Raw genomic sequence first — 14086 nt, 5'->3', positions numbered from 1 at the left:
TCCTGAAAGAGGAGTCTGTAACATGGCATTTGTCACCACCCAAGACGGCGTCAACATTTACTTCAAAGACTGGGGTCCAAAGGAAGCTCAGCCGATAGTCTTTCATCACGGCTGGCCCCTGAGCGCCGACGACTGGGATAACCAGATGTTGTTTTTCCTTGCCGAAGGTTTTCGGGTCATCGCTATCGACCGTCGGGGTCATGGCCGCTCCGATCAGGTTAGCGAGGGGCACGATATGGACCATTACGCGGCGGACGTTTCGGCGGTGGTGGAACATCTGGATCTGCACAATGCGGTCCACGTCGGGCACTCCACTGGCGGCGGCCAGGTTGCCCGCTACGTCGCCCGCTACGGCCAGCCGCAGGGGCGGGTGGCGAAAGCGGTGTTAATTAGCGCCGTCCCGCCGCTGATGGTGAAAACCGAGCAGAATCCGGGCGGTACGCCGATCGAGGTGTTTGATGGTTTCCGCAAAGCGCTGGCGGCGAACCGCGCCCAGTTCTATCTCGACGTCGCCTCTGGCCCGTTCTATGGCTTCAATCGTGACGGGGCAGAAGTGTCGCAGGGGACGATCCAGAACTGGTGGCGACAGGGAATGATCGGCAGCGCCAAGGCCCATTATGAAGGTATCAAGGCGTTTTCAGAGACTGACCAGACGGAAGACCTTAAGTCGATCACCTTGCCGGTGCTGGTGATGCAGGGGGATGACGACCAGGTGGTTCCCTATAAAAATGCAGCCATTCTGCAGGACAAACTGCTGCCGAACAGCCAGCTAATCATTTATCCTGGCTTCCCGCACGGGATGCACACCTCTCACGCCGATACCATCAACGCCGATCTGCTGGCGTTTATCCGCGCCTGATCTTCCCCTTTTGCCGGGCAGAGTGCCGTTAATGGCATTCCGCCAGCGCCCTGGTCGCCAGTCGCCGGGGCGCGCTGGTTGACGAGCAGGGGAAATCTGCTTAACTCATGGGATACCTGACGACAATTTCCCCCTGGCAGGATAAAACGCCGGGTTTCTCTGTGGAAACCCGGCAGAATTCTGCGCAAGAGACAAGAGAGAGACAATGAAATTAGCCGGACTTCATCCCGACGAGCAGCGTCGCCTGCAATCGCTACGCTCTTCCGGGCTGTTGAATAGCGGAAAAGAAGAACGCTTCGATCGCCTGACCAGGCTTGCCCGTTCGCTGTATAACCTGCCGGTGGCGTCCATCAGTCTGGTGGGGGAAGATCTCCTGCATATCAAGTCCTGTGCCGGCCTCGATGTGGACACGGTGCCGAGAGATATTTCATTTTGCGCCCATACCATCCTGCAAACCGACCCGCTTATCGTCAACGACATGCAGCAGGACGAGCGCTTTCACGATAACCCGCTGGTGATTGCGGCGCCGTTTATCCGTTTTTACGCCGGGTATCCGGTGCAACTGCCGGATGGCGCGACCGTCGGGTCTTTTTGTCTGATGGACCACCAGCCGCGTTCATTTTCCGCCCATGAAATGCAGATCTTAAGCGATCTGGCGGCGATCGTGGAGGATGAGTTCAAGGTGCTGGATGCAGCAACCTCTGATGAGCTGACGGGACTGTTTAATCGCCGGGGATTCCTTACCCTGGCGGAGTATGCCCTGCTGACGGCCCAGCGCCGCCAGGAGCCGGTAAGCCTCGCCTTTGTCGACCTCGACCGCTTCAAGCACATCAATGATACCTGGGGGCATGAAGAGGGTGACCGCGCGCTGATCGCCATCGCCGATTTGATGAAAGCGGCCTTCCGTGAGTCCGATATCCTCGCCAGGCAGGGTGGGGACGAATTTATCATTCTGTTCGCCAATACCAGCCGCCACGATGCCGCGACAGCGATGGAGACGCTCAGTCACAACGTGGCCCGTTTCAACCAGCAGGCGGCTCACCCCTGGCAGCTGGCGTTCTCCTGGGGCTGCGTCGAGTACGATCCCGCCAGCCATCCCAGTCTCAACGCGCTGGTGGCCACCGCTGACCGGCTGATGTACCAGGCGAAGCAGAAGCAGGGTCGCGAGCGTCGCTAACCTGGCGTGGAGGCGTTCTGCAGGTACCGCTGCGCCTGCTGCCGCTTCTGCGCATAGCTGCTGAGCAGCGCCTGCTGTGATTTGCCTTCGTTATCGTAAAACAGACCGCCTTCGTCGGCGATAAAGCGATAATGCTGTTCCAGCTGGCCTATCACCCAGTCGATACGTTGCAGAGTGAGTAAGGTACACGACTGACCATGCAGATCGTCTTCGATATCCAGCACGTGGGAGCGGAAAGCCTCCACAGCAAATAACCGGCTCAGCGCGGCTGGGTCCGCCAGCGCCGACGCCCAGCGCGCCGTTATCTGCTGAAAATGGGCCTGCACCTGCGGGGCGGCCTGTCGGGCGCGTAGCCAGGCGAGCTTGCGCCGGTAGCTTTCGAGCGCCAGCCGCTTCAGATCGCGATAGTGCGCCAGCTGCTGCTCCGCGCCGGGAACCTGGGTCATCAGCCAGCTAAAAAAGAAGCGGGTCTCAAAGCGCTCGACAAAGTGGAACAGCGGATCGGCCAGACCGTTGCTGTTGAATTCCCTGAGCGGATCGAAGGGATACATGTAGCCAAAATCGAACAGCCACAGCTGCTCCTGATGGTCCACCAGCAGATTTCCACGACAGAGATCCCACTCCATCAGCCCCTGTTCCTCACAGGCTTCCAGGGTCGTAAATAGCTGGGCGATCAGCGGCGGGGTCAACTGGTGAATCAGCTCGCCATCGATCCACGGCGAGAGCAGGATGCCGAGGCGATAATCGGCATACAGCGTTGGGACGATGTGGGTGAAGCGCGGGGCGGTGACCGGGTTATCCTTCAGCCGCTGCAACGCTTGCCGGCGCTGCACTTCATTTAAAAACGACAGCTGGCCGTTGAGGTTGGCGACGCCGGCGATGGCGCGTCGTTTTTTTAAATTGTACTCCTTGCCAGCGATGCGCAACCGGTAAACCTCCCCGGTCAGGCCTGAGCCGTATACCTGCACCACATAAGGGGAATCGGGGCCCAGTGCGGCGAGGGTTTCGGGTGGCAGCGGGCAGTGGCTGACGTCGCCGACGATAAGGGGTTCTCCGCTGCGATCGAACGCCTGCTGTTGCTGTTGTCTGAGGTTCATGGTGCCTCCGGATATAACGTTAGATAGCGTGGATAATCCACGCTATCTCACCCGCAAGCGGTAGTGAATTCATCCTACTGGCGGGGGCTTTTTCAGGCTGAGCTGGGGGGCGTTCACGGAGGATACTCGGGGCGTAGGGAGGCGGCAGGGAAAGGCGCAGTAAGTCTCGGCGGGTTCTGGCGGCTTGTTTATTCGCCTCATCGCGCTTCACGACTCTTGAACCGTTTCGCTATCCCGACTCTCCATGCTCACACGCGACGTTGAAGCAACAGGTGGCAAACTGCTCCAGAAGGTTGAACTGCCGGATGGTTCTCACTACGGATGCGCGCGGTAAAACGTCAACGGGCTTCTCTAATGTGGCTCCTCTGAGTGGGTTCGCCTTTGCCATTAACTGGCTGATAAAAAAGCTAAACGCGCACCATTCCTTTCAATAGCACAAAAATAATCGATAATAGATATAGATAGATAAAGTATCATATTTCATATGAATAGATCCTTTTTTGGAAAAATCTAAAGAATTTTATTCTTTTCTTTTGATTTTACGTGGAGTTAATTACCTATATATAAGGGATTAATGTTTTTTCTGTCTATGATAAAGGTATTTAAACAGTAAGGAGACCCGTCCAGAGGAACAGGTCAAAAGCCTGTAACTCATTCATCAGAATGAAGCTAGTACGGGTATCACTGTGGATACCTTTTTTTAAAGATTTCGATTAGAACTGTCTTAAAAAAATGGCTAAGATGGTAGCATTCTGACATTGAATACCTTCGTTACACTATAAAGTGGGTATGCAATGATGATGTTATAGAAACTACGGACTCCCAGCCATGAATGATAACGAAGATTCACTGTTTAAGAATAATAATCTTTCTCTTCAGCAAAAATTAGAGCGAGCTCGTACAGAGCTTCTGGATTTATCTGCACGCAATAAACTCCTCAATATCCCTCGTTCAAGAACAGCCAAGCTCTTAGAAATTATCGATGAGAGATCTACGGAGATTTATCGTTTACTGGTTAAAGAAGGAAAGGCATTTACTTTTCTCCCGGGAAGGGAAGGGAAGAAGGGAGAGTTAGTGGATGATGAGGGTATTGTATCGGATTCGGATGATGCTCTTGTTGATGATCGACTGTTTGTTTTTGATGAGGATGTTGATCCAAAAGCGATCAGTGCTGAGCATCTGGATACGAAACTACAAACAAGGCTAACTCCGCAAGGTTTGCAAAAGAGATTGTTGGATCTTTACCATGATTCTAAAACGTTAGAAGAAGAACAAGGTGTAAACATACTCTATCTGACGCTTGGAACCTTAAAATGGATTGACCCAAATAATAAAGAAAATGTTAGATATGCCCCTTTAATCTTGATTCCAGCATCTCTTGAGCGTGGAACTGCTGGTGAGAGATTTAAACTACGGGCAAGGCAGGATGAGATTATTGAAAACCTTTCTCTGGAAGCATACCTACAGCGGACACATGAGATTTTATTGCCTAAGATCAACACCGATGAGGAGTTAGATCTTTCAGGGTATATGGATGAGGTCTCTCAGGCTGTACAGACCAAACCTGACTGGAGTGTTCAAGAAAACGATATTACTTTAGGGTTCTTCTCCTTCGCTAAATTCCTCATGTACCGGGATTTAGATCCAGAAAACTGGCCAGAGAATGACAATATCACTGAACAACCTCTTATACAGTCACTTATGGTTGATGGGTTTGATGAGAAGGATGAAAGGATTTCAGATGATGCCCCTATAGATCATTTTATTTCACCGAGAGATATGCTCCATATTATGGATAGCGATACCTCTCAAACTCTTGCTATTCATGATGTACGGAAAGGGAAAAACCTTATTATTCAAGGCCCTCCTGGGACAGGGAAATCTCAGACGATTGCGAATGTCATTGCTTCTGCTGTGGCAGATGGCAAGACTGTCTTATTTGTCGCAGAAAAAATGGCAGCTCTTGAAGTGGTGAAACGTCGCCTTGACCAAGCGGGTGTGGGCGATGCCTGTTTAGAATTGCATAGTAATAAGACGAATAAAAGGGTCTTTCTGGAAGAATTGAAAAGGGTCTGGGAGCTCGGATCTCCAAGAGGTGAGTTTCCTGACACCCTGGTAGGGAACCTAACGGAGGCGAGGGATAAACTTAACGAGCATCCGGCAAGGCTGCACAAGATATATCATCCTTCAACTTTCTCTCCCTATCAGGTCATGGGGCACCTTGTTCGATTACGTCAGTTAGGCCAGGCTCCGACCGATTTTCATCTCGAAAAATTTGAGGATTGGAATGCCAACGATCTTGAGAAACGTCTTGAGCTTGTGAGGGAGATTGTTGAACGCATCAGAGATATTGGTTTACCCGCCCAGCATCCGTGGAGTGGCGTTGGTCTTGAGCAGATATTACCTGTAGATGTAGAAAAATTGCTTCCACGTCTTCAAGAACTTGAAAGAGATGTGGTAAATCTTACAAACGATGTTGCAAATCTGTCTGCCGAGCTTTCTGTTACACCCGTACCTGAAACATTCTCTTCAATTGATAAATTAGTTGAGGTCGCAGAGTGCATCAATAAAGCACCTGACCTATCAGTGAAGGCCTTTACTTCTACTGTTTGGCATGATGGTACACCTGCAGTTAAACGACTTATTGCGGTGGGTAAGCAATACCAGCAAGCGCGTTTAGATCTTGAGGAAGATATAGTAACTGAAGAAATTGAAACTCCAGTTACCGAACTGGAAGATTCGCTGGCAAAGCTCCCTCGTGATTTTCAGGTTAATGGTTTTTCCGCTGCTCGTACTCTAGTAATACCTTTATCTAAGTTACGTCTTGATGCTGCTCGTTTTCATGAAGAGCTCGGTTCTCAGGAAGGGTATTACACAGTTCAGGAAATAGAACGTCTCATCACGTTGGGTGAAAGAATTGCTGCGGCCCCTAATGCCAGTCCAGATGCCTTTATCGCATCAGTCTGGGATCATGGTATTGAGAAAGCTGCTGAGCTGGTTGAGTCGATTGCTTCCTTCAGAACTGTTAGCGATTCTCTTGATTCCCAAATCAACGAAGTAGCCTGGAATACGGATGTTCAGGAGGCCAGGAATCTCCTGGCTAGCCACACTGGAATTTTCCGATACCTCAATGGGAACTGGAGAAAAGCGAGGGGACTTGTTGGTTCTCTACTGCGAGATCGTTCGCTACCTGTTGAGCAGCAGATCTTATTGTTGGATAAGTTGATTAAGGCGCAGGCAGAGAAGAAAAAAATTCAGGAAGGTAATGATTTTGGTCATTCTGCCTTCGGTAGTGATTGGCGTGGTGAAAGAAGTGACAGCTCTTCTTTAATGGCATTAGTTGAATGGATGAGAACACTAAGGGGGGTAGGGGCTGAGGCTCGCTTATTGGCCAGCCGACTTATTGACCGCGAAAGTGTGAAACTCCGTGCGCAACAACTAAGCCAGTTACTGCAGCAGGTTCGGACCCCGTTGGATATCCTATGGGGCGCATTCGGTTTTTCACCTGAGGAATATTTTTCCAACCAGGTATCTATCACCCGCGTCTCATTAGGTTACATTGAAGAGAAAGTCCAAAATCTCATAGCGATCGATGAACAATGCTTTCGTGTAATGGTTAACCCTCCTGCGCGTATTGATGAGCGCTATCAGCTAATCACCCGAATGATTGAGTTGCAGAAACTAATTGCAGAAATACGTGCAGAAGACCTGCTTGTAAAAAATGCTTTTGACGAACAGTGGAAAGAACTGTCATCTGATTGGGATTATCTGAGTCAGGCTTGTTCTTGGTTAGAGGAGAACAGTGCATTACGTTTCGTCGCGGCAAAACTGGCTGACAAAGCTGAAACTGTCCATTTCGCGCGAGAAACTCACCTGTTCAGCCAAAAGATAGTCAATGAACTGGAACAAATCGCGACGGAATTAAAAGGAACTATCGAAACCCTTATGGGGTCATCCTCGGATAAATTAAAAATAGCGCTTGCGTGCGAAAAACTCCAAACATGGGTTGAGAACTCAGAACAACTCTCTAAATGGGTTGCGTATCAGCATCGTGTTACGCAGGCTAGAAAATATGGATTAGCTGAGGTAATAGAAAAACTCGCAAGTGGAGATCTTTCGCTAGATTCTTCTATTTCTGCCGTAGAGCGGACCTATTTCGAGTCGTTACTTAAAATTATGGCTCATGACGAACCTGATTTAGTGCGTTTTGATGGTGAGCTTCATTCTCGTCAGGTTGCAGGATTTGCAGAGCTTGACCTTAAACGTATCAAAGCTGCCAGTCTTGAGGTTGTGCGTGCCCATCATAGGCAAATCCCTTCCAGGAGCGGTGGTATCGGCCCTGTGGGGGTTCTGCGTTCGGAAATGGTGAAAAAGAGGGGGCATTTACCAATTCGTCAGCTAATGCTAAAGGCTGGAGTGGCTATACAAGCGCTCAAGCCGGTCATGATGATGAGCCCGTTATCTGTTGCTCAATTCCTCATTCCGGGAAAACAGAAGTTCGATCTTTTGGTCATGGACGAGGCAAGTCAGATACAACCGGTTGATGCGATTGGTGCAATTGCTCGCTGTAAGCAGGTGGTCGTCGTCGGGGATGAACGCCAACTTCCACCTACGCGATTCTTCGCTAAGATGACAGAATCTGCTGCTAATGATGATGATGATGAAGTATCTCAGGTTGCTGATATAGAGAGTGTATTGGGCCTGTTTGTTGCAAGGGGATTACCTCAACGTATGTTGCGGTGGCACTACCGCAGCCGTCATCAATCCTTGATTGCTGTATCCAATAGTCAGTTCTATGAGAATAAACTTTTTATCGTGCCGAGCCCATACACCCAGGAAGCAGGTATGGGTCTGCAGTTCCACCATATCCCGGATGGTGTATTTGAGTCTGGCGGTAAGGGAACCAATACGATAGAAGCTAAAGCTGTCGCAAAAGCAATCATGGAGCATGCCCATAAATATCCCGAACAGTCACTCGGCGTTGCAACATTTTCTGTTTCCCAACGTAAAGCTATTCAGGACGAGCTCGAGTTACTTCGCCGTCTAAATCCCATTTTAGAAGAGTTCTTCAATGCGCATCCGAGCGAGCCTTTCTTCGTTAAAAACCTTGAGAACGTGCAAGGTGATGAGCGTGATGTAATTATGATTTCTGTCGGCTATGCAAGAAATACACAAGGATACATGGCGATGCGTTTTGGTCCCTTGGGGTCAGAGGGGGGTGAAAGAAGGTTGAACGTATTAATCAGCCGCGCCAAACGTCGATGTGAGGTTTTTGCTTCGATTACAGACGAAGATATTGATTTGGAAAGGGCAAAGGGAAAAGGTGTAATTGCTTTTAAACTCTTCCTGCAATATGCCCGTACCGGTCGGATATCTTTGGCTCAGCGGTCGGAAAGGGAAATGGATAGCGTATTTGAAGTACAGGTTGCTGATGCGCTTCAGAAAGCTGGTTATCAAGTCCATCCTCAGGTAGGTATTGCTGGATTCTTTATAGATTTAGCTGTTGCTGATCCAGATATGCCAGGGCGATACTTGATTGGTATTGAGTGCGATGGTCGTGCTTATCATTCCTCACGTTCTGCTCGCGAACGTGATCGCTTGCGTCAGGCTGTACTAGAAGATCATGGGTGGATTATTCATCGTATCTGGAGTACGGATTGGTTCCACCGCCCTGATGAACAACTGAAACGTACACTTCAAGCTATAGAGTCTGCCAAAAAAGAACTTTCAGAACGGACAGAACAATTGAGGCAAAGGACCCGTGCGGTACCTGTTGAAATTGTTACTGTTGATAGAGGACCTGTCGTAGAGATTGGTCTTGTCGATTCGGATATTACTAAAGAATCTGAGATGGACTATGTGGAGGCTACTCCATCCGTTAATATGGGGTATGAATTGCATGAAACCCCATTAGGTATTCTCAGCGAAATAATTGAGCAGATAGTTGAGGTTGAATCTCCTGTTCATGTGGGTGAAGTTATCACCAGGTTACGAACTGCCTGGGGATTACAACGTGCAGGTGCAAGAATTGAGGCCGTTGTCAACAGGGCTGTTAGTCTGGTTTGCAACAAAGGTGATATTCTTCAGGATGGGCAAATTTTAATACATAAAAAATCAAAAATTATCTTACGGAATCGACAGCATGTTCAGTCGTCGGGACTGCGTAAGTCGGAAATGCTGCCACCTCAGGAAATTGCTGTGGGAATTACTCAGGTCGTAAAACATAACCTCGGTGCGACAGAAGAAGAGATAGTTATGTCTATTTCTAGATCCCTTGGATTTAAAGCAACAAGTGGCACCTTACGTAAAGTAATTTCAGGGGTGATTGAGGAGCTTCTCTTTAATGGCACTCTTGTAAAAGAAGATTCTCTTATTATTGAGGGTAAAGAAATAGTCGCCGAGTGATTTTAAATATTAAGATAAACTTAAGGTGTAATCTTTAAGTTTATCTTTTTTAAAATTGTGATTATTTTTGGTTTCAACTCAGAAGTGGTTTGATTGTATTTTATGACGGTTAGCTGTTCTTCTATAATTAGACCCTTTTTCAGAACAACAGTAAGTATCCCGTATAATCTTGCCTGAATACACAGAGCTTTGCCCCCATTGTCTCTTTCTTACCCTGAGGCAGGGCAAGGCTTTTACTCTGAAATGGAGAAACACCTTAGCTGCCTGCTGTATGAACTGATTAAGTATTTCGCCGCGGAAATGATAGCCTCGCGCTGGCTACGTACCGCTGATGGCGTGAAATTTATTGACGAGGTGACGGCATGATGCAACAGGACTGGCATCCCGCCGACATTATTGCGGCGCTGAAAAAGCGGGGAACGTCGCTGGCGGCGGTTTCCCGTAACGCCGGGCTGGCGTCCTCCACGCTGACCAATGCCCTTAACCGCCGCTGGCCCAAAGGCGAAAGATTGATAGCGGAAGCGTTAGGCATCGCGCCTGAGCAAATCTGGCCTTCGCGCTATCGCTGATGTTCCTCCAGCGCAACCCGGATACGGAAGCAGCGCCGCATTTTGTTTATCTGATTCGCCATAATCCTTTGAACCCCAGAATCAGTTTTCTATTATCGCCTTCTTACAACGAAATCAGTTCTCGCCTGCACACAATGCTTCCTGACCTGCAAGAAGTGCCCGATGTATCAGGATGGTCGCCGTTTTACAGGTCATCACACCGCTGAAAACTGGGATCTGTCCTTCGATGGATTGCGGTTTATTACGCTAAGGAAATCACCATGAATCTGATGAGTAATAGTGCACAATCCACCCTGGATGTTATATTAAAATATAATATTCGGAGGTCCTTTATGTACAAAACTCGCCTGAAAAAGGTTGGCGGATCCATCATGCTGGCGGTTCCTCCCGCCGTGCTGAAAGCGCTGGAGCTGTCGACAGACAGCGAAGTGGGTATGACTATAGATAATGGCTGCCTGATTATTGAACCGCAGAAACGGCCCCATTATTCGCTTGAGGAACTGTTGGCGCAGTGCGATCCGCACGCCGAAATGAGCGAAGAGGATCGGGAATGGATTGATGCGCCTGCGGTGGGCAAGGAGATTCTGTAAATGGACAGAGGGGAAATCTGGCTTGTTTCACTGGATCCGATTGCTGGCCACGAGCAAAGTGGAAAACGTCCGGTCCTCATTGTATCGAAGGCATCGTTTAACAAGCTGACCCGGCTACCGGTCGTGGTTCCCGTCACCAGCGGTGGAAACTTTGCACGTACAGCAGGCTTCACGGTTTCACTGGAAGAGGCGGGGACCAAAACAACAGGCGTTATTCGCTGCGACCAGCCCAGAACTATCGATATGGCGGCCCGGAACGGCAAGCGTCTGGAACGCATACCAGACGCCGTTGTCAATGAAGTGCTTGCCAGGCTGGATGCGATTCTCAGTTAACGTCAGCGACGCAAAAAAGCAAAAAGCCTGCTCGAAAGCAGGCTTTTTAAATGTGGCTCCTTTGCTTCCTGGCTGAAAGCGCTGAAAAACGACAAGCGCTATATTTTCAAAGCGGCCGGCCAGCGCCGCCTCTAAAGCGCATTCTTATCTGATAGGCAAACTCTGAGAGCGGAACCATATAACCGCAAGGGAATGGGGTTATATGGTTTTTAACCTGCAACGTAGCACAGTGAGTATCCATGGCATAGACGTAGCCTTCTGTAGCTCGGCAAATATCGTGTTCAATAATTTGCAGTGCAGCAGGTGCAATTTGATCCACAAGGTGATCGATAACTGAAATCCACTCGAATTGGTGTCTTTTCTGGCGATACGGAATGACAGGCTACGGGAGTAGAAACCTCTCTCAGCGAATCTGCTTGCCTGCATTGAATCGAAGCAGCATTAACGCCGCATCACACGCCTCACCGGCAAAGTAACTTTCGCCAAATGCCTGGGCATTCACAGTCGCCCCGTCAAGCAGCATCATGATGTAGTTCGCGAGGGTCGCAGCAGTCTCGGGGAGATGGTATTGGGCGATTTCGTCCTGTATCAGGCCGTGCAGCTTGCGCTTGTAATCGAGGGCAATCTCACGGATGTCTGAGTGGTCCGGAAACTCAGCCACTGCTCGACCAAACAGGCAACCAGCGAAGGTAGTCGAACAAAACCATTGGCCGCGCCAATCGAATATTGCAATGATTTTCTCGTCCAGGCTGGGCTTGTCCTTAAGTCGTGTCTTTAATTGCTCAGTCAGGTAGTCAGAGCGCTGCCTCAGTACGGCTTTTACTAAGTCTTCCTTACCACGGAAATTACGGTACATCGTCATCCTGGCAACACCAGACGCTTCGATGATCCAATCAACACCCACGGGGTGAAAACCATATTGGGAAAATAAGGCAGTCGCAGTGTCCAGAACATGTTGTTTCTTCGATACGGACAACTTAAGAACTCCAAAGTTAGAGGTTGGGATGGGCTAAAAACCGTAACCTTTTAATATAAATCTTACATATCAGTGTAAGGTAGGTGTTTCGCTTTATACAAAAACTATGCCAAAGGTACCTATCAATAATAGCACACTGATACAGATCAGTCTATATCAGTGTGAGGTCGGAGTTACATTCGAACTTTACAAGACTACGTGAAAGTAACCGAATCTCCGCCGTCTACGGCCAATACTGTCCCGCTGATCATTGGGTTGATGGCGAGCAAAAGCGCAGCCGAAGCAATGTCCTCAGGCTGGGCGATGCGCTTGACGGGGAGTAAAAGGCTTCGCTGGCTCATTTTTTGTACCAGTGGTTCGGGATGCATGCCCGTGTCAACAAAACCTGGGGACAGTACGTTGACCCGTACCGGCGACAGCTCGCTGGCCAGTCCGCGGGCTAAACCCTCTATACCTGAGTTGACCGCGCTGATTAAGGCGGTTTGAGGTCCAGCGCGCTGGGCAAACCGCCCAGAGACCAGTGTCAGAGAGCCGCGTTCGTCAAACTGTGCGAGACGGGCAATGTGATAAGCCGCCCAGAACTTGCTGTCGAAGATGCGCCGGGCGTCTTCCAGGGAGACGGTTTTCAGTGGTCCAAACGTCAGCGAGGCTGCCGTGACAATGATGTGGTGCCAGCGCGTCGGCCGGGCGAAAAAGCGCTCCAGCTCTGCCGGTTGCATGACATCGAGTGGCTCGATGGTAATGTCAGCGCCGATATCCTGTGCGGCTTGGCGCAAGCGTGCTGCACTGCGGCCTGCCAGGGTGACAGTGGCACCCTGTTGATGGAACAGTTTGGCGATGGCAAAACCGATGCCAGAGGAGCCGCCGATTACCAGCACCTGGATGGTGTGCTCAAACGTTAGCATGGCGACCTTCCTCCTGCAGCAACGTCGTGGTGTGCGGGTAATCGAAAATCAGCATTTGAGACAACGCACGTAACCTTGGGCGAAACGCGGCGTGTAAGGGGTGTTCTCGCCAGTCGGGGAGTACTGATTCATCGATAAAGGTCAGAATGAAACCCTGGTCAAAGCCAAGGGAACGGTGGCCACTGTCGGCAATGACTTCCACCGACACAAGGCCGGGAACATGCCCGGGGAAACCGTGCAGTTCCTGAAGCAATACCGACAAGGCTGCGGTGTCTGGGCTTTTCAGCAACACGATACGTTTATACATGGACGTTCTCCCATTCTATAAGGTTGCTCAGCCGGGGGCCGCTCTCGAAATCGCATACCACAGTGTCACCGTGGGACAGCTGGATGCCGGCGTCGGCGCTGTTGCGATCTGCCCCCAGGTAGAGGTAGATCAGCGTACCTGGTAGGCGCAGCGCCGGGTGTTGCCACAAGGTGTTGAACAAGTCGTCGACGTCATAGCAAAGACACGAAAGTCCTGTGCGAAACTCCTGTTCCCAGTGCAAGTTTCCCGCCCGATAAATGGACGTTCTGCCTTGCACCAGTTCGGGCAGGGGTTGCCGATAAAGCAAGTGGGAAATGGCACTGGGCTGTAGCTTGGCGTACGCCAGGTAGTTGCGTTTGGATTTGGCCAGGGCGATATCGGTCAGGTCGTTGCCGAAGGTGTAGCCGAGGTAATCCGGCTGGCCGTTCTCAGACACCAGAAAAAGAGCCACCACTTCAGCCTCTTCACATGCCGACAGCGCGCCGCGGCTCATGCATAGCACGTCACCGCTGCGTTTAAGGGTGTCGGCAAAGCCCTTGATAAAGAACGCGGGCCGCTCGTCGTGTTCCGGCGGTACCGCGACTTTGCTTTGATGGGTCAGGCCAAAGCCGCACACCACCCCGTGCCTTGGATCTGGGGGCTGCAGGCAAGGCAGCATGTCAAAGCCGGACAGGTCCGCCACCCTCTGCGGTGTCACGCCTTGTTCACGCAGGTATGCCAGTGGACCATCGGGGTATTGGCCCGCCGGTGTTTCCCGAAGCAGTTGGTACATGCTGTTGACTGGATAGAGGGCGTACTGCTCGTTAGTGCAAGGACAGGTGATATAGTGCTGGCCGTCCCGTTCGCATTCGAAAATGATCGACATGGG

11 protein-coding genes and 3 pseudogenes are annotated in these 14086 nt (G+C 50.4%); 9 read left to right on the top strand and 5 right to left on the bottom strand.

Features of this window, described 5'->3' with window-relative positions; all coding sequences use genetic code 11:
* Positions 1-22: 22 nt before the first annotated feature.
* On the top strand, positions 23-859 hold the full coding sequence (locus NKJ21_RS12915) for an alpha/beta fold hydrolase (RefSeq protein WP_008804155.1): 837 nt from the start codon (positions 23-25) through the stop codon (positions 857-859).
* A gap of 205 nt (positions 860-1064) precedes the next feature.
* Positions 1065-2036, top strand: coding sequence for a sensor domain-containing diguanylate cyclase (locus tag NKJ21_RS12910; protein WP_016161433.1), 972 nt, complete (start codon positions 1065-1067; stop codon positions 2034-2036).
* Here the strand turns inward: NKJ21_RS12910 and NKJ21_RS12905 are convergent.
* Complete coding sequence (locus tag NKJ21_RS12905) at positions 2033-3133, bottom strand: AarF/UbiB family protein (RefSeq protein ID WP_022065756.1); 1101 nt, start codon at positions 3131-3133, stop codon at positions 2033-2035. The genes NKJ21_RS12910 and NKJ21_RS12905 overlap by 4 nt on opposite strands.
* A 235-nt stretch (positions 3134-3368) precedes the next feature.
* Between NKJ21_RS12905 and NKJ21_RS12900 the strand changes: the two are divergent.
* From NKJ21_RS12900 to NKJ21_RS12870, 7 genes and pseudogenes are all read left to right on the top strand, one after another.
* Positions 3369-3467 (top strand): annotated as a pseudogene (locus NKJ21_RS12900) (transcriptional regulator); the annotation flags it as partial.
* Positions 3468-3961: 494 nt separating this feature from the next.
* Positions 3962-9538, top strand: a complete 5577-nt coding sequence (locus tag NKJ21_RS12895; RefSeq protein ID WP_232684471.1) for a DUF3320 domain-containing protein — start codon at positions 3962-3964, stop codon at positions 9536-9538.
* A 172-nt stretch (positions 9539-9710) separates the two neighbouring features.
* A pseudogene (locus NKJ21_RS12890) lies at positions 9711-9904 on the top strand (hypothetical protein); the annotation flags it as partial.
* Positions 9901-10107 (top strand): helix-turn-helix transcriptional regulator, encoded by a 207-nt coding sequence (locus tag NKJ21_RS12885; protein ID WP_049010775.1) that lies wholly within the window; start codon positions 9901-9903, stop codon positions 10105-10107. The pseudogene NKJ21_RS12890 and the gene NKJ21_RS12885, both read left to right, overlap by 4 nt.
* A gap of 332 nt (positions 10108-10439) precedes the next feature.
* A complete protein-coding gene (locus NKJ21_RS12880; RefSeq protein WP_012541132.1) occupies positions 10440-10697 on the top strand; it encodes an AbrB/MazE/SpoVT family DNA-binding domain-containing protein in 258 nt (85 codons plus the stop codon).
* A complete protein-coding gene (locus NKJ21_RS12875; protein ID WP_008804165.1) occupies positions 10698-11030 on the top strand; it encodes a type II toxin-antitoxin system PemK/MazF family toxin in 333 nt (110 codons plus the stop codon).
* 54 nt (positions 11031-11084) lie between these two features.
* Positions 11085-11196, top strand: a pseudogene (locus NKJ21_RS12870) (DNA primase); the annotation flags it as partial.
* A 237-nt stretch (positions 11197-11433) separates the two neighbouring features.
* On the opposite strand, the gene NKJ21_RS12865 reads toward NKJ21_RS12870, so the two are convergent.
* From NKJ21_RS12865 to NKJ21_RS12850, 4 genes are all read right to left on the bottom strand, one after another.
* Positions 11434-12006 carry a TetR/AcrR family transcriptional regulator gene (locus NKJ21_RS12865; protein ID WP_032738874.1) on the bottom strand — a complete coding sequence of 191 codons (573 nt, stop codon included), beginning with the start codon at positions 12004-12006 and terminating at the stop codon, positions 11434-11436.
* Between the two features lie 194 nt (positions 12007-12200).
* Entirely contained in the window at positions 12201-12911 is a 711-nt protein-coding gene (locus tag NKJ21_RS12860; protein ID WP_254732931.1) for an SDR family oxidoreductase, read from the bottom strand.
* Positions 12898-13218 carry a Dabb family protein gene (locus NKJ21_RS12855; protein ID WP_023322931.1) on the bottom strand — a complete coding sequence of 107 codons (321 nt, stop codon included), beginning with the start codon at positions 13216-13218 and terminating at the stop codon, positions 12898-12900. The genes NKJ21_RS12860 and NKJ21_RS12855 overlap by 14 nt, the downstream gene beginning before the upstream one ends.
* Complete coding sequence (locus tag NKJ21_RS12850) at positions 13211-14083, bottom strand: hypothetical protein (RefSeq protein ID WP_023322930.1); 873 nt, start codon at positions 14081-14083, stop codon at positions 13211-13213. The genes NKJ21_RS12855 and NKJ21_RS12850 overlap by 8 nt, the downstream gene beginning before the upstream one ends.
* Positions 14084-14086: the final 3 nt, after the last annotated feature.

This window comes from Klebsiella sp. SWET4 (assembly GCF_024296565.1).
Lineage (GTDB): Bacteria > Pseudomonadota > Gammaproteobacteria > Enterobacterales > Enterobacteriaceae > Klebsiella > Klebsiella variicola.
This window is presented reverse-complemented; position numbering and strand designations above follow the sequence as displayed.

Bases quoted from the DNA above. Each gene is read 5' to 3' on its own strand.
- NKJ21_RS12915 (WP_008804155.1), top strand. From the start codon at position 23: ATGGCATTTGTCACCACCCAAGACGGCGTCAACATTTACTTCAAAGAC.
- NKJ21_RS12910 (WP_016161433.1), top strand. From the start codon at position 1,065: ATGAAATTAGCCGGACTTCATCCCGACGAGCAGCGTCGCCTGCAATCG.
- NKJ21_RS12905 (WP_022065756.1), bottom strand. From the start codon at position 3,133: ATGAACCTCAGACAACAGCAACAGCAGGCGTTCGATCGCAGCGGAGAA.
- NKJ21_RS12895 (WP_232684471.1), top strand. From the start codon at position 3,962: ATGAATGATAACGAAGATTCACTGTTTAAGAATAATAATCTTTCTCTT.
- NKJ21_RS12885 (WP_049010775.1), top strand. From the start codon at position 9,901: ATGATGCAACAGGACTGGCATCCCGCCGACATTATTGCGGCGCTGAAA.
- NKJ21_RS12880 (WP_012541132.1), top strand. From the start codon at position 10,440: ATGTACAAAACTCGCCTGAAAAAGGTTGGCGGATCCATCATGCTGGCG.
- NKJ21_RS12875 (WP_008804165.1), top strand. From the start codon at position 10,698: ATGGACAGAGGGGAAATCTGGCTTGTTTCACTGGATCCGATTGCTGGC.
- NKJ21_RS12860 (WP_254732931.1), bottom strand. From the start codon at position 12,911: ATGCTAACGTTTGAGCACACCATCCAGGTGCTGGTAATCGGCGGCTCC.
- NKJ21_RS12855 (WP_023322931.1), bottom strand. From the start codon at position 13,218: ATGTATAAACGTATCGTGTTGCTGAAAAGCCCAGACACCGCAGCCTTG.
- NKJ21_RS12850 (WP_023322930.1), bottom strand. From the start codon at position 14,083: ATGTCGATCATTTTCGAATGCGAACGGGACGGCCAGCACTATATCACC.